The following is a 21,461-nucleotide window of genomic DNA, read 5'->3' on the forward strand; positions in this document are numbered from 1 at the left end:
CTGAGGAACTCATGATCCGTTCAGCCGCCCTGGTCACACGATCGGCGCGGCACGGTCGGCCGCTGAAGGCCACCTCGCGACGTCCGGTCCGCCGGCCGATCCGGACGGCCGAGACCGAGGCGCCGAGCGGCGGCCTCGGCCCGGGGGCCCGAGACGCGAGCGACGCGTTGCCGGCACTGACAGCCATCCATTAACGTTCGGTTGATGAAGATCGAATGGGTGAACCACTCGATGGTGCGATCCGCTTCCCAAGGGCCGGAAACCGAGGGCGGGCGCTTGATCATAGACACCGAATCCGACCCCCGGAAACTAGCGTTCCGGTTCGCTCCTGTTGAATCGCCGGCCACTCTGGAGACCAACCAGATCGAGCAGTTCAACCGGAACGGATACCTCTCCCCACTAGACGTTTTCGACAATGAGGAAATCACCGAGATCGGCCACTACGTTGACGATCTCGTGGCAAAGGTGGTGGACGCACCAGACCAACGAAACGCCTATTCCATCATCAATTACCACGTGGTTTGCCGGGGCCTGTACGACATCGTTCACGAACCACGGATCCTCGATTACGTGCAGGATCTTCTCGGCTCTGACCTGGTGGCCTGGAACACTCACCTGTTCTACAAGTCGCCGCGGGATCCGATGGAAGTCCCCTTCCATCAGGACGTGATCTACTGGCCGCTCACCCACTCCGCGTCGGTGACGGTTTGGCTGGCGATCGACGATGTGGACGAGGGAAACGCCGCCGTCAAGTTCGTCCCTGGAAGCCACCTGGCGGGCCCGCTTCCGCACGAGCAGAAGCCCCTGGACGGCACCCGGACGCTCAAGCGCGAAGCGATGCTCCCGGCCTCGGTGACGCCGTACGTCAACTCGATGCGGGCGGGTCAGGTCTCCATCCACTCCGACCTGCTTCTGCACGGATCGGCCGCCAACACGTCGGGGCGGCGCAGGGCGGCGCTGGCCATCCGCTACGCCGCTGCGGACCTCCGCGCCCTTCCGGGCGCCGAGTGGTACCTGCACGCGTCCACGTCGTGCCGTGGTGAGATCCCGGCCCACTGGCCCCGCCGCCGGCGGCCGAAGAGCGAACATCCGGAACTCATGGCCAACCTGTGGGGCGACTTTGACGGCACCACGTACGACCCGAGCTGACCGTCCGAGCACCCCGTCGGCGCGGCCGGCCGGATGCGTCACCGAGTCCCCCATTCGTGAGGAACTGGGCTATCTCGACGACGTGTTCACCGCCCTGCACCTGCCGAAGGATCCCGTCGGCGCGGTGCTCGTCTGCGGTGGGATCGGCTGGGAGTTCGCCAAGAACTATCGGCGGGAGGTGATGCTGGCACGAGCGTTGGCGAACCGGGGCTTCGCCGTCGCCCGGTTCCACTACCGCGGTCTCGGCGACAGCGGCGGCAGTTTCGACCGGCTCACCGTGACCTCGATGGCCGCCGACGCGCGGCGGGTGGCGGACCTGCTGCGGGCTCGGAGCGGCATTGACGAGATCGCCGCGGTGGGGGTACGTCTGGGTGCCCTCGTGGCGGCCGGCCTTCACCCCGGCGCCGACGGCCCGCTCGTGCTCTGGGAGCCGGTGCTCAGCGGTGAGGACTACCTGAGGAGCCTGGAGCGGATTCAGCGCGTTTGGCAGGTGTCCCGGCCCACGGCCGCGGCACCGCCGTCCCCCGGGCCGGGGCGGCCACTCACGGTTCTGGGCTTCCGGCTCGGCACCGAGCTCGTGGCGCAACTCCGGGCGGCGCGTCTGGCCGAGCTGCTGACGCCCGGCCGGCGCGAGGTGCGCTCACTGCACGTCGGCACGCTGCCTCGGGGCGTGGCCGAGCTGCGCGACCTGCTGGCCGCCGCGCCGCATGGATCCCGGCTGCAGCCCAGCGTGGTCCCCGGCGCCATCGACTGGTGGTTGAAGCGTCGACGCTTCGAACCCGAAGAACGCTGCGACGTGACCCGTCAACTGGTGGCCACGACCGTGGCCTGGCTCACGTCAGGCCCCGCACCCGACCAGCTCCGGGCCACACCGACGACCCTTGCCGTCGGGGCCGGCACGCTGGTCGGCGTCGCTCGGCGGCGACCGGTCGGTGTCCCCGTGGGCGGGGACCGACTGGCCGGCATCCTGGTCGAGCCCGCCGGGCACCGGGCCGAACTGGGGGCGGTCTTGCTCAACTGCGGCAGTTACCACCCGGCCTGTGGTCCGGTGGGTCTGTGGAGCGAGGTCGCCGACCGGTTGGCGGCGTTGGGCGTCACCTCGCTGCGGGTCGCTTATCGCGGGGTGGCGGACAGCACCGGCGAGGTGCATGACTTCGACCTGACGCGGCCACGTACCACCGATCTGGCCGCGGCCCGGTCGGCGCTGGCCAGCATGGGGCTGAGTGCCCAGGTGCTGGTAGGCGGCTGCCTGGGGGCTCGGACGGCTTGCGCCGCGGAGTTGAAGGGTCTACTCGGGCTCGGTCTGGTGTCCCTGCCGTGGCACCGGGAATCGCTCGCCACCGGCCGGGACTCTCGCACCCGGCGGCCGGCCGACGCAGGCCGTTCGATCCCGGCCCACCCGGGGTGGATCAACGAGGGGCTGGTTCGCGACATCGGTGGCTGTCTCACCGCTGGCATTCCGATCCGCGTCGTTTACAGCCGGGACGAGCCGTACCACCGCGACTTCCGCCTCGCCAGCGCCGATCTCGCCGGTCGCGTCCTCGACCGCCACGAGGGACGGTTCGAGGTGACTCTGGTGGACGGGGTCGACTCCATGTTCGAGACCGGCAGTGTGGCAGCGGCGCTCTGCGATTTCGTCGCCGCCCTGCTGCCCGCGACCCATCCATGAACGCCGGGGCGGCCCGGGCACGAACCGAGGGCCCGGGCCGCGGCGCGCGGATTGGCGCTAAAACCAAATGCCCTGCGGGTGGTGCCAGCGCACCGGCGCCCCAGCTGTCGGGCATCACACGGGCAGCTGCCGCTTGCCGTTGACGCTGACCGTCAGCTCGCCGACCACACGCACCCGCTTCGGCACCACCGCGCTGGGCACCCGCGCTGCGATCGCCCGCTGCACCTTCCGCTGAATCCCGGACTCCGACACGCCGTCGGCTAGAACGACATGCACCTCGAGTTCGTCCGGACGGTCGGGCGCGACCGTGACGGCGGCGTCGGCGATTCCCGGCACCGACAGCGCCAGATGCCGCAGCTCCGCGCCCTCCACCCGGTATCCGCTGATCTTGAGCTGGTCGTCGTGGCGCCCCAGGTAGAGCAGACTGCCGTCCGGCAAGACCTCCACCTGGTCCCCGGTCCGGTACGCCCGGCCGGGTGGGCCACCGAGCGCCGACTCGTCGAGGAACGCTCCCGGTAACACGTCGTGCAGATAACCCCGAGCCACCCCGGCGCCGGCGATCACCAGCTCCCCCGGTCGACCGGCGGGCACCGGATCGAGGCTGTCGTCCACGACGTACAGGCGGGTGTTCCAGATGGGGCGACCGATCGGCAGGCTCGCCCGACCACCGACTGGCGAGCCCGCGTCGAAGACATGGGCGCAGCAGCCGATGGTCGCCTCGGTGGGACCATAGTGGTTCATCATCCGGACCCCGGGCAGCCGGTCCCGCAACTGATCGACGAGGCTGCTGTCGAGTGCCTCTCCCCCGCACACCAGCGTCCTGGCCAGCTGCCGGTAGTCGGGACGCATGGTGCGTTCGAGGAACCGCAGGATCGACGGCGTGACCTTCACGTACGCGAAAGGGCTCCGGCGACGGCCGAAGAGCGCCTCGTGGTCCCACACTCCCCCGCACAGCGTGACCGGACGCCCGGTTGCCAACTGCGGCCAGAGCGCCGTCATGGATAGGTCGAAGGCCAGGCTGCTGATCAGCGCCGCACCGCCCTCGGCACCGACCGTGGCCGCGCACCAGTTGGCATAGTTCAGCAGCGAACGGTGCTCCACGACCACGCCCTTCGGGACCCCCGTCGACCCAGAGGTGAAGATGACGTAGGCGGCGTCCTCACCCATCGGCAGGCCCGGTTCGACGCCGGCCAACGCCACGGCCTCGGCGAGGTCGAGGACCGGCACGTCGAGGTCGGCCGGGACAACCGGGACGGCGGTACGGTCGACGACAAGCAGACGTGGACGGGCGACCTCGACGATCGCCCGTGACCGCTGCGCCGGATGCGTCGGCTCGAGTGGTAGGTAAGCGGCCCGCACGGCCATGGCGGCCAGCATCGCCGCCACCGTCTCCGGCGTCCGGGACGCCCACACGGCCACGAGATCACCCGGCGCCACTCCCTGATCGATCAGCGCGGCGGCCACGGATCGGACCCGCTCCCACAGCTGACCGAACGTGCACGTCGTTCCGGACGTGCGCAGGGCCGTCCGCCCGGGACGGATGCGCGCCTGCTCGCGGACCATGTGGACAACGCTGTGCCCGACAATCGCGCGCCGAGTTCCGACGAGGACACTACCTATAACCTGGCTCACAGACTTCATCATTCTCGGTTGACGGTCGACGAACAAACGCCGACAGGGTGATGCCGGACCACCTCGACGAGGTTGACCATGAGCGCGAGGTCTTGGAAAGATTTGTCCGTGACGACGATGCCTACGAATGGGTCGCAGGCCACCGCACCCCGACCCGGAATTGAGACCGACGTGAGCTCTGAGGCCGCCGGCACAACCCAGGAGAGATTCTACGCGGACCTGACGGCGCTGCTACGGGAGTTGAAGCCCGGCGAGGTTATGCCGGACCCGGATCCGGACACCCACCTGTGGGCGAACGGCTATCTCGACTCGGTCGGCCTGCTCGAGGTGATTTACTTCCTCGAGGACCGAATGGGCCGCGAAATCGAACTGACCGGGGATTTTCTGCCGCACTTCTTCACCCTGGAAAGCATCTGGCGGACCTACGTCGACACGAGCGAGACGGTGCCCGGTGGGCGGTGAGATGGCGGCGGCCACCTCTCCCCGGCATACCGACAGCGCCGCCGTCGGGCAGGTGCCGCACCCATCGCCGTCCGAGGTCTTCTCCGCCTCCCGCGACCATCTGGTGCGGCGCACCGCTGGCGTGCAGAAGCTTTTGGGTGCGAATGACTACGCGACCTCCGCGAACGGTGCCGAGGTGCGGCTGCACAGTGGGCGGACAGCGGTGGACCTGGGCACTTGGGCGGCGACGGTGCTCGGCCACCGACACCCCGCGGTCGTGGCAGCCGTCAAACGGCAGTGCGACCAACTGCCCGCCGCGCCCCGCGGACTGGCCAACCCGGTCACCGCGTTGCTCGCGCGCCGGCTCGTGCAGCTGGCGCGACCGTCCCGCCTGGACCGGGTCTGGTTCGGCGCGAACGGCGCCGACGTGGTGGAGGCCGCGCTGAAGCTGGCCCGGGTCACCACCGGCCGCACGCAGGTGGTGGCACTCCGTAGCGGGTTCCACGGTCGCACGCTCGGCGCTCTCGCCGTGAGTGACGCGGATCGCTATCACACAGGGCTCGCCTCGCTGCTGCGCGAGGTCTCCTTCATCGATCCGAGCGGTGGCGAGGCTACCGGCGACGCCATCGGCGACCGGACAGCTGCGGTGATCATCGAGATCGTGCAGGGCAGCGGGGCCGCCGAGGCGCTGCCGAGCGCGCTGCTACGGCGGTGGACCGACGCAGCTCGGGCCGCCGGGGCGATGGTCATCGTCGACGAGATCCAGACCGGCCTTTGGCGGTGCGGGGAGTTCAGCTTGGGACTGTCCCTCGGGCTCGATCCTGACGCTGTCCTGTTCGGCAAGTCGCTGGGCGGCGGGGTGGCGCCCCTGTCCGCCCTGCTCGCGACGACCCGGTTGACCAGCCCGCTGGAGGCGCAGCCGTACCTGCACTCGCAGACCTTCTCCGGTCATCCGCTTTCGTGCGCGGCGGCGTCGGCCACGCTCGACGAGTTGCCAGGCCTGGTCGAAGCGAGCCTGGCGCGGGTGACCGACTGGTTGCGGAGGCTGGGGGCCGAACTGGCGAAGCACGACGACCTCATCACGGAGGTCCGTTCGTTGGGCCTGATGATGAGCCTCCGTTTCCACACCGCAGAACAGGCCGACCACTTCGTGATGGCGTCCGCGCGAGCTGGCGTGCTCCTCGCCCCCAACGACGGAGACCGGACGGTCGTCCGAGTGCTGGCGCCGCTGGTCATCGACGAAGCGCAAATGGCACGCGCCGGTGCGGCGCTGAGGGACGTGTGCCGGCACCGATCCGCGTGGCCGCTGCGCGACGGAGGCCGCCTCGCGCACACCGGTGGCTGACCCAAGCCCGCGTCGCGATCGATTCGCCCACCGGGACTCGCCGAAGGACCAGAACTGATGCACATCGCCGTACCCCTCGATCCCGTTCACCTTCTCGCCTCGCCCGCTCACCAGCAGGTGTGGACCGACGCCGTGGCCTTCGCCCGCGACAAGTTTGGTGCTGCCCCAGCGGGAGACGACAGCGGCTTCTCCCGCACCGGATGGGAGCGATGCGCGGAGTTCGGGCTGACCGGTTTCCCTGTCCCCCGCGAGCACGGCGGGCACGCGGCCGACCTACTGGCCAGCACGGTGGCGTTCGACGCTTTCGGTTACGCGTGCCGGGAAAGCGGCCTGCTCTTCTCGATCGGGGCCCACCTGTGGCCGTGCGTCATGAGCATCCTGCGCTTCGGCACCGCGGCGCAGCGTCACCGGTACCTGCCCGACATGTGCGCGGGACGCCTGATCGGGGCGTACGCCATGACCGAACCGGCCACCGGCTCGGACGCCTTTGCCCTGACCACCACGGCCGCGCGGGTCGACGGCGGCTGGCTGGTCAACGGCAGCAAGACGTTCATCACCAACGCCCCCGTGGCGGGCCTGTTCCTCGTGTTCGCCACGACCGGTCGCGAGCGCGGCCCGTTCGGCCTGGTCTGCCTGCTGGTGGAGGCCACGACGCCGGGGGTCGCCACCGGAGCGCCACTCAACAAGATGGGACTGCACGGCTCCCCCGTCGGCGAGGTCCACTTCACCGACTGCTTCGTGCCAGATGCGGCGACACTCGGCAGGGTCGGCATGGGGATGGCCATCTTCAACGCCGGCATCGAGCTGGAACGTGCCTGCATCCTCGCCAGCACGCTCGGCACGATGCAGCGACAGATCGAACGCGCTGCCCGCCAGCTGCGACGGGCCGAGGGGGGCGGGCCACCTCCGGGCCTTGAGCTGGCCGCCGACACCGTGGCCCGAATGACGATGCGCCTGCACACCAGCCGGCTGCTGGCGTACCGCACGGCCGAGCGTCTGGGCCGCCAGCGGCTGAACGCCACGGACGCCGCCCTGGTGAAGGTCAAACTCAGTGAGGCGTTCGCGCAGAACAGCAGGGACGCCCGGCAACTGGAGGCCGCCCTTCGCGGCGGAGTGAGCCCAGAGACCGACCGGGACGTACACGACGCGGTCGCCGGCCGCATTTATTCGGGCACCAACGAACTGCAGCGTGACGCACTGGCCCGAGGGCTCGGGCTGTGAGCACTCTTCTGCACGAGCTGCTGGCCACCTCGGCGCGGCGTCACCCGGAGCGCACCGCGCTCGCCGACCGGGGACGTACGCACAGCTACCTCGACCTCGACCTGTGGTCCAGCCGTCTGGCCCAGGCTCTCGTGGCACACGACGTGCGGCCGGGCGACCGCGTCGGAATCCTGCTCGACAAGTCGGTCGAGGCGGTCGTCGCCATCTACGGAATCCTCAAGGCGGGCGCGTGCTACGTGCCCTGCGACCCGCAGGCGCCACCGGCGCGGACCAGCCTCATCGTCCGGGACTGCGACATGCGGCTGCTCTGCACCAGTGCGGCGAAGCAGGACTCGTGGCCGCAGCTGGGCGATCCCGACGTCGCCCTGAGCAAGCTCGTGCTGCTCGACGAGGTGAAGCCCGCGGAACCGATGCCTCCGCGGGTCACGGTCGTCGACTGCGCGCGGGCCGTACTGTCGGATCACGACGGCAGCGCGCCGGAGGTGTCAATCACGGACCGGGACCTGGCCTACATTCTCTACACCTCGGGGTCGACGGGACAGCCCAAGGGTGTGATGCTGACGCATCGGAACGCGATGGCGTTCGTCGAGTGGGCTGTCAGGGCGGCCGGCCTGAACGAGTCCGATCGGTTGTCCAGCCACGCGCCGTTCCACTTCGACCTGTCGGTGTTCGACCTCTTCGCCGCCGCCGCGAGCGGCGCGTCGACCTGGCTGGTGCCGGCCGCGGCCTCGCTCTTTCCGGTCCAGCTGGCTCGGTTCATCCGGGACACGGGGATCACCGTGTGGTACTCGGTGCCGTCGGTGCTGTCCCTACTCGCCCAGCGTGGAGGCTTGCGGGAGGACGGCCTGCCGCGACTGCGTCTCGTACTGTTCGCCGGGGAGGTCTTCCCGACGCGGTTCCTCCGGGCCCTGATGCTGCAGCTGCCGCACGCTCGGTTCGGCAACCTGTACGGGCCGACGGAGACCAACGTCTGCATGGCGTACTGGCTGTCGGGGCTCCCCGAGGACGACCGGGACATTCCGATCGGCCGTGCCGTAGCCGGAGCGGAGGTCTTCCTGGCCTACGACGAATCGTCGGACGACCCCGACGTCGGCGAGCTGTGCGTGCGGGGACCGACGGTCGCTCGGGGCTACTGGGGCAGCCCGCAGCCGACCGCGCGACGCTTCGTCGCCGACGCGGCCGATGGTGACGGGACCGTGTACCGGACCGGCGACCTCGCCAGGCGACTGCCGGATGGCACATACCTGTTCCTTGGCCGGCGCGACAACCAGATCAAGAGCCGGGGACACCGCATCGAGCTCGATGAGATCGAGGCGACGTTGCGGCGACATCCGGGGGTCGTGGAGGTGGTTGTCACCGCCGTTCCCCACGAGCTGGGTACGAGCCGGATCCGGGCCCACCTGGTGGTCGATGGCGGCACCACCCGGTCGGACCTGCGGCGGCACTGCCAGAGGCTCCTCCCCCGGCACATGGTGCCGGACGAACTGGACGTCCGCGACGACCTGCCCAGGACGTCGACCGGCAAGGCCGACCGTCGGGCCCTGACCGACCAGCAGATTGCGAGCGAGTGCAAATGACCGTCTCCGAACAGATTCGTGCGTTCCTGGCCAGGGAGCTGGACCAGCGAGGTCATGCGGTCACAGTGACCGACGACCTCCCCCTCCTCGATCAGGGCCTGCTGGACTCCTTGGCGATCATGCAGCTCGTCGGGTTCATGGAGGACACCTACCGGATCGAGATCAACCCGGAGGAGATCGTGCCGGAGAACTTCGCGACTGTACGGGACATGGCGACGCTGGTGGAGCACCGGCGGACGGGCCCGCACGAGCCGTCCGGCACCCGGTGACCGGGCGCGTTCTGGATCAAGGAGGCATCCGGTGCGGGAACTGAGCCGCTCGCCACTGACCTTCGGGCAGCTATCGGCGTGGCGCTCCATCGAGCATCTGCCGGCCGAGCGAGCGACCTCTGCCATCCTGCACGGCAGTTGGCCGTTGCCCGCGGACCGTCCGGTCAGCGCCGTCCGGTATGCGCTCGACCTGCTGGAACGCCGCCACGAGTCGCTGCGCACCACATACGCCCGCGGCGGCGCCCACGGCGTCGAGCAGGTGGTGCACGAGGCCGATGGGGTCCCGGTGGACATCGTGGACCTCGGCGCGGACGCGGATGAACGGGCCGACGAGATTGCCGCGGAACTGGCCCGGGCCCCCTTTGCCCTCGATGTCGAGCGACCGTGGCGGGTCCGAGTGGTCATGGGCGCCGGCCGCCCCCGCCGACTGGCCCTGGCGGTGCACCACATGACGGCGGACGCCGCGTCCATCGCCATCCTGCGCCGGGAGCTGATCGGCGCGCTTACCGGTGACCTGCCTACGGACGAGGCCCCGCGCTGCCGTGACATAGCGGTGGAGCAGCGGTCGGACCGGTGGGCGGCCCGCCGTTCCTCGGCGCTGTCCTACTGGGAGCGGGTGGTGTCAGCGGCTTCGCAGCCGCCCGTGCCGGCCGTCCCCGCCGGCACGCCGAAACGGTGGACCGTGCTGCGCTCCACGGCCCTGACCGAGGCGGTCGCCGAGTTGACCGCGCGCCTGGCGGTGTCGACCCAGGCGGTGCTCTACGCGGCGTTCTGCCGCGCCCTCGCCGAGCATGTCGGCCACGACGCCTTGCTGCTCGCTCTGTTCGCCGGCAACCGGCTGAATCCGCGCTGGCGCAACCTGGTAAGCAGCCTGAACCAGGTGATCCCGATGCTGGCCCGAGTCGAGTCCGGGGAGTCGTTGGGGCAGCTGGCCCGGCGGATGAACGCGGAGAGCCTGGCGACCTACCGCCACGCCTGCTACGACGTCGACTCCCTCGCCGACCTGGAACGGGAACACGGCTACAACGGCGTGGGGCGCGGCTTCCGGTACTTTTTCAACTTCGTCCCGCATCCCGGCGGGCCGCCAGGGCGCACCTCCAGTGCGATGGCCGAGCCTTGGACGCTGGAGACCGGCTCCCGGGGGCGCGACAACGGATTTCCCTGCTATTTGTTGGTCAACGACGGCGCGCCAATGACGTGCACCCTGCGTGAGGTCGAAGGCCCGGAGGCGATGGGGGACGCACTGCTGCTGCGGTTGCAGGACATGGTGCTGGCCGAGGCCGCGAGCGAGGTTCGATGCTGACCACGTCGACGGATGAACTGGACGAACTACGTGCGGTCGTGCGGGCCTTCCTGAGCGAGAAGTCGACGATCGCGGACGTGCGGCGACTCGCGGCCACCACCGAGGGGTACGACCGTAACGTCTGGCAGCGTCTCACCCGACAGCTGCGCCTGCCCGCCCTGGCCGTGCCGTCCCGGTACGGCGGCGACGGCTTCGGGGTCCGGGAGCAACTGGTGGTGCTGGAGGAGATGGGCGCGGCCCTGCTGGGCGCGCCGTATCTCGCCACGGTGCTGGCGACCACCGCCCTGCTCGCCGGCGATGACGAGGAGGCGAGGCAGGATTTGCTGCCACGGATCGTCGACGGGGCGATCGTCACCCTCGCGGTGGCGGAGGAGGACAGCGGGTGGGGCGTCGCCTCGGTCCAGACCACGGCGACCCGGGTGGGTGACGCCTTCGTGCTCGACGGACGCAAGGTCGAAGTTCTCGACGGCCACGTCGCAGACATCCTGCTGGTCGCCGCCCGGGCCGAAGGTGGGGTGTCACTGTTCGCGGTGGACGGCCGGCACCCGATGCGCCAGCAGGCCGACGGCGCTGATCGCACGCGTCGGTGGGCGCGGGTCGACTTCGCCGCCACCCCGGCCCGGTTGATCGGCGGGACAGGTGACGCCGCCGACGCCGTCGACGCGGCTCGCCGCCGCGGAGTGCTCGCGGTGGCGGCGGAACAGACCGGCGGGGCGCGTCGATGCCTTGAGCTGAGTGTCGAGTACGCGAAGCGGCGCCACCAATTCGGCCAACCGATCGGCACGTTCCAGGCGATCCGGCACCGATGCGCGGACATGCTGCTGGAGGTGGAGTCGGCTGCGGCAGCCGTCCGCTGGGCTGCCGAGGTCCACGAGGATCGCGCCTTGTCGTGGTACGCGGCGCACCTCGCGAAGGCGTGCTGTTCGGAGGCGTACTCGCGGGTCAGTGCGGAGTGCCTGCAGGTGCACGGGAGCGTGGGCTTCGTGACGGAGAGCCCGGTGCCTTGGCACCTGGTCCGGGCCGGGGCGTCGGAGCTGTTGTTCGGTCGGCCCGACGAGCACCTGGGCGCGGCGGCCCGGCACGTGGTGGATGGGACGCAGGCATGACGGTCGGGGTCGTGGGGGTGGTGCGGGGCGGGCGGGCCCGAGGCCCTCGCCGGCTGGCCACGCCCGTACGGTGGCGGTCCCCGGCCGCAGGGCCGTTCGACCCCCGCTGACCGAGATTCCAACCCCTACCGCCCGAGGAGTTCTTCGTGGCCCATCCCCTGCGTACCCGATCCTTTCGGCTGCTGTTCCTCGGCCGCACGGTGTCGGCGGTCGGCGACGCGGTCATACCCACCGCGCTGGCCCTCGCGGTGCTGCGCGCCACCGGATCCACCTCGGCGCTCGCGTTGGTGCTGGCCTGCGTGATGGTGCCCCGTCTGGTGCTGATGCCGCTCGGCGGTGTGCTGGCCGACCGGACGGACGCCCGGCGGGTCGCCATCGCGGCCGACGTAGTCCGGTGCGGGGCGCAGCTCCTGGTCGGGATCGAGCTGCTCGGCGATGCCTCGCTAAGCGTCATCGCGATCGCCGCGGTCGTGGTCGGGGCTGCCGGCGCGTTCGCCATGCCCACCGCCTCCCCATTGGTCGCCAACACCGTCGAGGCGGCCCAACGGCAGCAGGCCAATGCACTGATGGGCATCACGGCCAACACCAGCCGGCTGGTCGGTCCCGCGCTGGCCGGGTTCCTGATCTGGTCGGCCGGCCCCGGCTGGGCGTTCATCTTCGACGCGGCGACGTTCGCGGTCAGCGGCCTGATGCTGGTTGCGGTACGGGTGCCGCACGTCCCACTGCCGAAGCGGTCGGTCGGCGCGGACCTGCTGCACGGCTGGCGCGAGGTTCGCAGCCGCGACTGGTTCTGGAGCAGCCTGATCGCCCACGGCGTGTGGAACGGTGCGGCGGCGGTCCTGATGACCATCGGTCCGGCGGTCGCCGTGGAGCGACTCGGCGGGGAAGGTGTGTGGGTTGCCATGCTCCAGGCCGGAGCGATCGGCATGCTGGTGGGGTCGCTCGTCGCCGCGCGGGTGACCACTCGGCGCCCCGTGCTGCTGGCCAACCTCGGGCTCGCCAGCTACGCGGTGCCGCTGGTGCTGCTCGCCGTCGCCGCGCCCGCCGTCCTGGTGATCCTCACCTACGGCGTGGGGATGGCCGCCCTGGGATACCTCAATCCGGTCTGGCAGACGGTCGTGCAGGCACAGTTCCCGCCGGAGGTTCTCGCCCGGGTGACCTCATACGACTGGCTGGTCTCGCTCGGCGCGACGCCGCTCGGCTACGCCCTGGCCCCGCTGGCCGCCGGAATGTGGGGCGAGCCAGCTCCGCTGCTCGCCGCCGGATTGCTGGTCTTCGCCGGCTGCGCTGGCACGGTTCTGGTCCCCGGGGTGCGTCGGGTGAACACCACGCCCCTGGAGCCGGCACCGGACGGTCCGGTCGCGACGACCGGACCGTCGGGGTCCGTGGCCACCGGAGGGAGGTGACGCGTGCACGGCACATCATCAGGAGTAGCTGACGGGGCCGATCGGTGGGCCGCCGACGGCGCACGGTCGAGTGACGGGAATAGAACCATGGAATTCGAGGATCGATCGGCGTCGGCGGGACGGCTCGCGGCGGCAGACCGAAGGCTCTGCGTCGAGCGGTCCGCTACACGGGCGCCTGCGCCGACCACCCGAGGGTGGCCGCTCGCCACCGCGGAACGCGACGCCGTGCTGGCCGCGGCCGAGCGGCTGGACGCCGAGGTCACCGCCTTCGCGGCGGCGGCTTGGACGCTGGTGCTGAGCCAGTACACCTCCCCCGGCGAGCCCGTCGATCTGTTCGTCACCGACACTCCCGGAGCGCAGTATGGCCGCCGGATCGCCGTGGACGCCAAAGAGGTGGCCACGGTCGCGGCGATGGTGGGCGCCTTCGACCAAGCCCTGCGGGCCGCAGCGGACGTCGCCGTGCCTGCGGCGGACGACGGATCCGCGCTGGTGCGGGTCCTCGCCGTGACGGACTGCACGGAGCAACCCGGCGCCGCCCACCCCGACCGGATCGAGGTGCTCCTGCGAATGGGCGCGGAACCCGCGCTGACCCTCGGCTACGACCGGGACCGGCTGGTTGGGGATGTCGGCGCGAGCCTCGCTGGCCATCTGCGCCACACGCTGGTGGCTCTGGCCACCGCCGACCCGGACGCGCCCGTGGCCTCGCTGTGCGGGATGCCTGAGGAGGACCGCCGGCGTGTCCTGTTCGACTGGAACGCCACAGACGTGCCCACCGAGGACCGTGCGACCATCCACGAGCTCGTCGAACGGCGAGCGCGTGCGACGCCCACTGCGCCGGCCGTGGTGGAACAGGGCCGGACGGTCAGCTACGCGGAACTCGACGCTGCCGCCGACGCGATCGCGGCCACGCTCCAGCAACACGGGTGTGGCCCCGGCACGTACGTCGGTGTGCACCTGCACCGCGGCGCCGATGCCGTGGCCGCGCTGCTGGGCGTGCTCAAGGCCGGCGCGGCGTACGTGCCGGTCGAGGTGTCGTTGCCGCCAGCCCGCGTTGCGGCCATACTCGACGCCGTCCGGGCCCGGGTCGTGCTGACCACGCCGGGTCGACTCGGCTCCGTGCTCGCCCTGCGTCCGGAGCTGCCTCACCTGCGGCACGTTCTGTTGGTCGGCGAGAACGACGCCGGAGTGACTGCCACGGATTCCTGGCTCACCGTCGCGCGTGCCGACGCTGGTGACGGCCGGCCACAGGCCCTGGCCGGTGACGGGGACCTCGCCTACGTCATCTTCACCTCCGGCTCGACCGGCACGCCCAAGGGCGTCGTGATGACGCACGCGCCGGTGGTGAACGTGATCCGGTGGGTCAACGAGACGTTCGAGGTCGGCCCGCGGGACCGGCTGTTGTTCGTCACCTCGTTGAGCTTCGACCTGTCCGTCTACGACATCTTCGGCATCCTGGCCGCCGGTGGAAGCATCCGGGTCGCGTCCGAGGACGAACTTGCCGAGCCGGCCCGCCTGCTGTCGATCCTCGACCACGAGGACATCACCTTCTGGGACAGCGCGCCGGCCATGCTGCAACAGGTGGAGCAGTTGCTTCCCCTGCGCGAGCCGGTGGCCACATCACGGCTGCGACTGGTTTTCCTCAGTGGTGACTGGGTTCCGCTCAGCCTGCCGGACACGATCCGAGGAGCGTTCCCGGGGGCCGAAGTTGTGGCTCTAGGCGGGGCGACGGAGGCCGCGATCTGGTCGAACTTTCATCGAGTGGGCGAGGTGAAGCCGAACTGGACGAGCATTCCCTACGGCCGTCCTATCTGGAACGCCCGGTACTACATTCTCGACGACCAGCGTCGTCCGGTGTCGGTCGGCATGCCGGGCAACCTGTTCATCGGGGGCAACTGCCTGGCCGTTGGATACCACGGCGACCCGCTGCTGACCGCCAAGAAGTTCGTTCCCGACCCGTTCGTCGGCCGATCGGACGCCCGTATGTACGACACCGGCGACCGGGCACGGTTCTGGGCGGACGGCACCATCGAGTTCCTCGGCCGCAGAGACAACCAGGTGAAGGTCCGCGGCTTCCGTATCGAGCTCGGCGAGATCGAGGCCGTACTCGCCGAGCATCCGGACGTGCACACGGCCATCGCGGCAACCCGCGGCAGCGGGGAGAACTCGACGTTGAACGTTTACATGGTCCCATTGCCGGTCACTGATCCCGACGTCGGAAAGCTGCGGACGTATCTCGCCGAGCGGCTGCCGCCCTACATGGTTCCGGACCATGTCGTCGTCATCGACCGGGTTCCGATGACCGGCAACGGCAAGGTCGACCGAGCGGCACTCCCAGAGCCGGTCGCCCCCACCACCGCCGCCGCCGGATTCGTCGCCCCGGCAACCATCGTGGAAATGGAGGTTGCCCGGGTGTGGTGCGAGGTGCTCGGCCTCGACCGGGTCAGCGCCACCGAGGACTTCTTCCAGGCCGGGGGCAACTCCCTCCTGGCCACGCGTACGGTGGCCCGGCTCCGTCACCTCCTCGACGCCGACATCCCCCTGCGCGGCCTGCTGCGGAACTCGGTGCTCACGGACTTCGCCGCCTTCATCGAGGGTCGACAGGCGGGGCAGGGCGAGGGTGGCCAAACGTGAGTGACTGGCTGGTCGGCAGGCCGCTCCCCACGGCCGGGTTGCGGCTGCTCACCTTTCCGCACGCCGGTGGTGGGGCGTCTGCCTTCGCGAGGTGGCAGTCGATCGCCGGTGCCGGCGCGGAGGTGCTACGGGTGCAGTACCCGGGTCGGGAGAACCTACTGGACGAGGAACCGTTGCCGTGCCTCGACCGCCTTGCCGACCGAATCACCGACGCCGTCCGTGCGATCCGCGACGGCCGGCCATTAGCGCTCTTCGGGCACAGCATGGGCGCCCTCGTCGCGGCCGAGGTCGCTCACCGTCTGCAGAACGACGGCTGTGGGGCGGACCTGCTGGTCGCCTCGGGCAGCCTCGCTCCGCAGGTACGGGCCGTCCAAGGCAGCGACCCCCGTGGCCTCTCAGACCAGGCGCTGCTGCAGGAGCTCTACGACCTCGGCGGCACACACGTCGGGGTGCTGGCCGACGAGGAGCTGCGCGAACTCGTCCTGCCCGTCGCCCGAGCGGACCTGACTGCCGTCTTCACCTACCGATACCGGCACCGCACTCGCCTGTCCTGCCCGATCACCGCGTGGGCGGGACGGGACGACGCCGACCTGGACGCGTCGGACATCGAGCGTTGGCGGGAGATCACCACCGGGGAGTTCCGGGTGAACCTGGCACCGGGCGGGCACTTCTTCCTGTGGGAGGCCGGGCGGGACATCCTCACCGATCTCACCCGGTCGATCGAGCATGCCAAGGTGTGATCCAGCCTAACCGGCGATGTGGCCGACCAGATCGCCGAACCCGCCCGAGGACCGGAGAAGCCACTGAGAAGGCGGTCAGGAAACGTACCGGCAGCCGCTGGCGGGCTCGGCCGCGATCCGCTCGAGCGCCTGCACGACCAGCCCTCCGAGCGCAGCCCCCGTGGGGCCGTGCGGGCTGTCCAGGCCGGCGCTGACGACGATCTCCGGCCCGGCTCTGTCCGGCTCCCGAACTACCTCGACCATCAGCGGAAAGCTGTGCCGGTCGGCGGACCACCAGTCCCCCGTGCTGACGTGCTTGAGCGCGTCGAGATCGTGCAGGACGTGGAAGTCGGTGTAGTTGAACACCACCTCGAAGGGGCTGCGCCCAGCCAGCTGACGCATCTGGGCCAGCGGGAAACGGCGGTAGGGCTGCCCCAGACGTTCCGCCTCGAAAGCCGCCCGCGCGAGCTCCTCCCACGTGCCGTCGACATGCAGACCCAACGGGGTGATGTTCAGGAACAGGCCAAGCGAGCGGTCGGCCCCCGGCTCCTCGAGCCGGCCGTTGACCTGGAGGCCGGTGACCACGTCGGCACGGCCGGTGAGCCGCGCCAGCGCCCAGAGATGGGCGGCGAGGAACACACTTTTCACAGGCAGCCCGGCCGCGGCCGCGACTCGACGCAGGCCTGCGTCGAGATCGCTGCCCAGCCGGCCGCGGAAGGCCACCGGTTCCCGGCGGGCCGATGGGCTCCCGTGCGCAGCCGGCAGTTCCGGCGCCGGGTGGGCCCGCATGTACCCCCGCCAGAAGCGCTCCGCCGCCGGGTCGGCCGCGGCCGCCTGCTCCGCTGCGACGAAGTCGCGGTATCGCGACACCGGCGGAGGGACGGCCTCATCGACCACCCCGCCGAGGAGCCGGTCGTACTCGATCAGCACCTCGGTCATCAGCCGGGCGAAGCTCCACCCGTCGATCAAGCTGTGGTGTACCGACAGGGAGAGCTGGAAGCGCCGCTCGGAGCGGCGCAGCACGTGGCAGCGGAGCAGCGGCGGCTCGGTGAGGTCGAAAGGGGCGGCCAGCTCGCGTCGCCACCAGTCGCGCAGCACCGCCTCGGCCGGCGTCTCATCGGGGTCCGCCAGTTCACTGTCCACCGACTCCACCGACACCGGGATCCGTGGGGCACGGTGCACCAGTTGCAGCGGCTCCTGGTACCGCCCCAGGTCGATCGAGGTGCGCAGCACGTCGTGACGTGCGGCGACGGCCGTGAGCGCCTCGTCGAGGGCCGCCGGGTCGAACGGGCCGCTGACCCGCACGCTGAGCAGGTCGTGGTACAGGCCGGGCGACTCGGCCAGCTCGCATTCGAAGAGGATGGCCAGCTGCATCGCGGCCAGGGGGTAAGCATCCGTGACGTCCGCCGGCAGGTGCTGCGCGGGGCTGGTCGCCGCAGGACTGTTCGCCGCGGGGAGTGGGAGTTCGGTGGCCGGTGGCGGGGCGGCCGCCACGGCCTGCAGACAGGCTGTCGCGAGTTCGGCGATCGTGGGGTGCAGAAAGATCTGCTCGACGGTGACCGGCAGGCCGGCCGCGCGTGCCAGTGCGCCCACCCGGACGGCCACGATGGAGTCGCCACCCAACGCGAAGAAGTTGTCATCGCGGCCCGGCCGGGGGACGCCCAGCGCTTCCGACCACAGCCTGGCCAGCCGATGCTCCTGCGGTGTCTGCGGCGCGGCGGCCACCGTCGTGCTGTTGCTCCCAGCGCCCGGGGCCGGAAGGGCCCTCCGGTCCAATTTCCCGTTGCCAGTGACCGGCAGGGCGGGCAACTCCACGAATACGGCCGGCACCATGTGGGCGGGCAGGAGCTGCCCGAGCCCTGCGCGGATCGCGGCGGTGTCGAGCGACCACCCTGGCTGGGAGACGAGGTAGCCGACGATGCGGGGCAGCCCGGGGCAGTCCTCCCGCAGCAGGCAGGCGGCGGTGCGAACGCCGGGCTGGTCGAGCAGGGCACGCTCGATCTCGCCCAGCTCGATCCGGAAGCCGTGCAGTTTGACCTGCTGGTCGATTCGTCCCCGGTATTCGAGGCTGCCATCCGGGACGCGTACCGCCAGATCACCAGAGCGGTACAGCCTGTCCCCGGGCGCGCCGAAGGGGTCCGGGACGAAGCGTGCCGCGGTCAGGTCGGGGCGGTTGAGGTAGCCCCGGGCCACGCCCGGCCCGCCGACGTACATCTCGCCCTCGACGCCGACCGGCACCTCGCGCATGTGCTCGTCGAGCACGTGGACCCGCAAGTCTGGGATCGGCCTGCCGATCGGGCTGACCGCCCCGTCGAGGTCGGTCTCCTCGATCGGCCGGATGGTGACGTGCACAGTGGTCTCGGTGATGCCGTACATGTTGATCAGATGGGGCCGGCCGGTGCCGTACGCATCGACCCAGCCCCGCAGGCTCGCCGGGTCCAGCGCCTCACCGCCGAAGATGATGTGCCGCAGATTCACGCTCGGGTAACCGCTGTCCTCGGCTGTGGCGGCGAGCTGGCGGAAGGCGGTGGGCGTCTGGTTCATCACCGTGACGCCCTCGCCACGGACGAGATCCAGCATCGCGGTCGGGTCACGGCTTACTTCGTGGGACACCACCACGAGGCGCCCGCCGTACAGCAGCGCTCCCCACAGTTCCCAGACCGAGAAGTCAAAGGCGATGGAGTGGAAAAGGGTCCAGACATCGTCAGGTCCGAAGGAGAAGTCCCGCTCGGTGGCAGAGAAAAGCCGGGTGACGTTGCCGTGAGTGATCACCACCCCCTTGGGCCGGCCGGTGGAGCCGGAGGTGTAGATGACGTAGGCGACATCGTGCGGGCGGACGCCGGTGTGCGGAGCCTCCTCGGGTTCGTCCTCCGGTGAATCGCCGAGGTCGAGGAAGGTCCGAACGGCATCGCGGAGGGGGTCGCACGCCCCCGCGTCGCCAAGGAGGACGGCACAGCCGGCGTCGTCCAGGGTGAGCCGGTGCCGCGCGGCAGGATGCCGGGGGTCGAGCGGCAGGTATCCGGCGCCGGCCTTGAGGATCGCCAGGACCCCCACGATCAGGTCCACCGAGCGTTCCGCGCACAGCGCCACGAGCTGCTCTCGTCCCACACCCGCGCGACGCAGCCGGTGGGCGAAGCGGTTCGCGGCCCGATCCAGCTCGCGGTAGGTGAGGCGCCGGGCACCGTCCACCACGGCGACCGACTCAGGGCTTCGCGCGGCGACCGTCTCGAAGAGCTCGTGCAGACAGCGGCCGTCGTCGACGGAACGAGCAGGTCGAGGTGCGGGCCGGTCGCCCACGAGCTGCGCCAGGGCGATGTCCGGCCGGGCGACGGCCGTGGCCAGCAGGGCGAGCAACTCGTCCAGTATGGCCTCGGCGCGCTCGGGCCCGAACAGCTCGACGTCATACTCCGCGGTCAGCTCGAAGCCCTGGCTGACCTCGTGCACCTCGATCGTGAGGTCGAATTTCGCGGTGCCGTTGTCCACCTCGACCGGCTCCACCGTAGCCCCAGCCAATTCCGCCCGTTCGCGGCGTGGCCCCTGGTAGGCGAGGGCGACCTGGGCCAGCGGTGAGCGGGAGAGATCTCCCGGCGGGGCGAACTCGCGGACCAGTTGCTCGAAGGGGACGTACTGCCGGTCGAGGCCGTCGAGGACGGTCGCGTGGGTTCGCGACACCAGGTCCCGGAAGGTCCCCGCGCCGGGGCGGAGGCGTACCAGCAGGGTGTTGGCGAAAAAGCCCACTACGTCCTCCAGCCGCGGGTCCGGCCTTCCGGCGGTGGGCGTGGCGACGAGTAGATCCCTACGGCCGGTGAGTCGCCGCAGGTGGGCGGCGAGGGCGGCGAGGAACACGGCATAGCAGGTGGTGCCGGTGCCAGAGGCCAGGTCACGGACGGTCGAAGCCAGCTCAGGGGTCGTCCGGACGGTCAGCCGCCGACCCGAGTGGGCACGGATCGCCGGCCGCGGTCGGTCGGTCGGTAGTTCGAGGACGGGGTTGACGCCCGCGAGCTGTCGACGCCAGTAGTCCAGACTTTCCGTGAGCTGCGGGGAGCTTGCCAGGTGATGCTGCCAGCGCGCGAAGTCGGCGTAATCGAGTTCGAGGTCGGGCAACTGGGCGGTCCGGCCCTTGGTGCGGGCCGCGTAAGCGATGGCGAGGTCCCGGTCCACCAGGTCCACCGTCCAGCCGTCCGCGACGAGGTGATGGAAGACGAGCGCCACCAGATGGTCGTCGGCAGAGAGCCGCCACACGGCGCAGCGTAGCAACGGGGCCGACCCGAGGTCGAAGCGTTGCATCGCCAGCGCCCCGACCTGACGGTGCGCCTCAACGACCGGGTCGTCGTGTCCGCTCACGTCGACCAGATCGACTGCGACGGTGGCATCCGTCGCCTCTGCTGTCAGCCGGTCGCGCTCGAGGAAGAACCTGGTCCGCAATTGAGAGTGCCGTCGCACCAGATCGTCGATCGCAGCGCGAAGCGCCGCCAGATCGAGCGGCCCACGGACGCGGCTGACCGCGGGCACGTTGTACGCCACACCTGCGCCTGGGTGCAGGTGGTCGAGGAACCACAGTCGGCGCTGCTGGGGTGAGGGCATGGTGCTCGAATCGGTCGCGGAAGACGACCGGAAGGCGTCGAGCGGTGGTATTCCCCGGCAGTTGCGGGACGCACGCCGCTCGGCGATCCTTTCGGCCAGAGACCGGACGGTGCCGGACTCGAAAAGCTCGCGCACCGTCACCTCGGCGGCCAGAAGCGCACGTACTCGGGCGGTGACACGAGCCGCATGCAACGAATTGCCGCCGAGCGCGATGAAGTCGACGTCGCGCTCCACCGGGCCAGCGCCGAGCACGTCGCCCCAGATACGAGCCAGGCTGTCCTCGAGACCGCTGGTGTCACGGTCGGTGGTGGCGTCCATTTCGGCGGCGTCCGTCATCGCTCCACGTGGCTGTCGAGCCGACGACCGGAGTCACCGACCGCCACTCGGCAGGGGCCAGGTGGCAGCACAG

At 70.5% G+C, this 21,461-nt stretch carries 14 protein-coding genes; 12 read left to right on the forward strand and 2 right to left on the reverse strand.

Going from position 1 to position 21,461, the window contains the following annotated elements:
- Positions 1–204: 204 nt before the first annotated feature.
- Together CLT75_RS11985 and CLT75_RS11990 are read left to right on the forward strand one after the other, a co-directional pair.
- On the forward strand, positions 205–1,149 hold the full coding sequence (locus CLT75_RS11985; RefSeq protein WP_135240873.1) for a phytanoyl-CoA dioxygenase family protein: 945 nt from the start codon (positions 205–207) through the stop codon (positions 1,147–1,149).
- Positions 1,150–1,231: 82 nt separating this feature from the next.
- The gene (locus tag CLT75_RS11990) at positions 1,232–2,818 is read left to right on the forward strand and encodes a serine aminopeptidase domain-containing protein (RefSeq protein WP_135240874.1); all 1,587 of its coding nucleotides are present in this window, start codon (positions 1,232–1,234) and stop codon (positions 2,816–2,818) included.
- Between the two features lie 114 nt (positions 2,819–2,932).
- Here CLT75_RS11990 and CLT75_RS11995 read toward each other — a convergent pair whose 3' ends face one another.
- A complete protein-coding gene (locus CLT75_RS11995) occupies positions 2,933–4,462 on the reverse strand; it encodes an amino acid adenylation domain-containing protein (protein WP_334553102.1) in 1,530 nt (509 codons plus the stop codon).
- A 159-nt stretch (positions 4,463–4,621) separates the two neighbouring features.
- Between CLT75_RS11995 and CLT75_RS12000 the strand changes: the two genes are divergently transcribed.
- The 10 genes from CLT75_RS12000 to CLT75_RS12045 all read left to right on the forward strand — a co-directional run bounded on the left by CLT75_RS12000 (position 4,622) and on the right by CLT75_RS12045 (position 16,489).
- Entirely contained in the window at positions 4,622–4,912 is a 291-nt protein-coding gene (locus tag CLT75_RS12000; protein WP_135240876.1) for an acyl carrier protein, read from the forward strand.
- The gene (locus CLT75_RS12005; RefSeq protein WP_135240877.1) at positions 4,902–6,236 is read left to right on the forward strand and encodes an aminotransferase class III-fold pyridoxal phosphate-dependent enzyme; all 1,335 of its coding nucleotides are present in this window, start codon (positions 4,902–4,904) and stop codon (positions 6,234–6,236) included. Before CLT75_RS12000 ends, CLT75_RS12005 begins: the two co-directional genes overlap by 11 nt.
- A 57-nt stretch (positions 6,237–6,293) precedes the next feature.
- A complete protein-coding gene (locus tag CLT75_RS12010; protein WP_135240878.1) occupies positions 6,294–7,457 on the forward strand; it encodes an acyl-CoA dehydrogenase family protein in 1,164 nt (387 codons plus the stop codon).
- Positions 7,454–9,034 (forward strand): amino acid adenylation domain-containing protein, encoded by a 1,581-nt coding sequence (locus CLT75_RS12015; protein ID WP_135240879.1) that lies wholly within the window; start codon positions 7,454–7,456, stop codon positions 9,032–9,034. Before CLT75_RS12010 ends, CLT75_RS12015 begins: the two co-directional genes overlap by 4 nt.
- Positions 9,031–9,303, forward strand: coding sequence for an acyl carrier protein (locus CLT75_RS12020; protein ID WP_135240880.1), 273 nt, complete (start codon positions 9,031–9,033; stop codon positions 9,301–9,303). The genes CLT75_RS12015 and CLT75_RS12020 overlap by 4 nt, the downstream gene beginning before the upstream one ends.
- Positions 9,304–9,334: 31 nt before the next feature.
- The gene (locus tag CLT75_RS12025; RefSeq protein ID WP_167796906.1) at positions 9,335–10,606 is read left to right on the forward strand and encodes a condensation domain-containing protein; all 1,272 of its coding nucleotides are present in this window, start codon (positions 9,335–9,337) and stop codon (positions 10,604–10,606) included.
- Entirely contained in the window at positions 10,600–11,712 is a 1,113-nt protein-coding gene (locus CLT75_RS12030) for an acyl-CoA dehydrogenase family protein (protein ID WP_135240882.1), read from the forward strand. The genes CLT75_RS12025 and CLT75_RS12030 overlap by 7 nt, the downstream gene beginning before the upstream one ends.
- 146 nt (positions 11,713–11,858) lie before the next feature.
- A complete protein-coding gene (locus CLT75_RS12035; protein ID WP_135240883.1) occupies positions 11,859–13,118 on the forward strand; it encodes an MFS transporter in 1,260 nt (419 codons plus the stop codon).
- An 87-nt stretch (positions 13,119–13,205) separates the two neighbouring features.
- Complete coding sequence (locus tag CLT75_RS12040) at positions 13,206–15,749, forward strand: non-ribosomal peptide synthetase (RefSeq protein WP_135240884.1); 2,544 nt, start codon at positions 13,206–13,208, stop codon at positions 15,747–15,749.
- Entirely contained in the window at positions 15,746–16,489 is a 744-nt protein-coding gene (locus tag CLT75_RS12045) for a thioesterase II family protein (protein ID WP_135240885.1), read from the forward strand. Before CLT75_RS12040 ends, CLT75_RS12045 begins: the two co-directional genes overlap by 4 nt.
- 75 nt (positions 16,490–16,564) lie before the next feature.
- Here the strand turns inward: CLT75_RS12045 and CLT75_RS12050 are convergent, their stop codons facing one another.
- On the reverse strand, positions 16,565–21,388 hold the full coding sequence (locus CLT75_RS12050) for a non-ribosomal peptide synthetase (protein WP_135240886.1): 4,824 nt from the start codon (positions 21,386–21,388) through the stop codon (positions 16,565–16,567).
- Between the last annotated feature and the right edge of the window lie 73 nt (positions 21,389–21,461).

Source organism: Micromonospora sp. CNZ285 (assembly GCF_004637285.1).

Coding starts and splice junctions, on each gene's coding strand:
- CLT75_RS12020 (WP_135240880.1), top strand. CDS start 9,031: ATGACCGTCTCCGAACAGATTCGTGCGTTCCTGGCCAGGGAGCTGGAC.
- CLT75_RS12050 (WP_135240886.1), bottom strand. CDS start 21,388: ATGACGGACGCCGCCGAAATGGACGCCACCACCGACCGTGACACCAGC.
- CLT75_RS11985 (WP_135240873.1), top strand. CDS start 205: ATGAAGATCGAATGGGTGAACCACTCGATGGTGCGATCCGCTTCCCAA.
- CLT75_RS12040 (WP_135240884.1), top strand. CDS start 13,206: ATGGAATTCGAGGATCGATCGGCGTCGGCGGGACGGCTCGCGGCGGCA.
- CLT75_RS12030 (WP_135240882.1), top strand. CDS start 10,600: ATGCTGACCACGTCGACGGATGAACTGGACGAACTACGTGCGGTCGTG.
- CLT75_RS11995 (WP_334553102.1), bottom strand. CDS start 4,462: ATGATGAAGTCTGTGAGCCAGGTTATAGGTAGTGTCCTCGTCGGAACT.
- CLT75_RS12010 (WP_135240878.1), top strand. CDS start 6,294: ATGCACATCGCCGTACCCCTCGATCCCGTTCACCTTCTCGCCTCGCCC.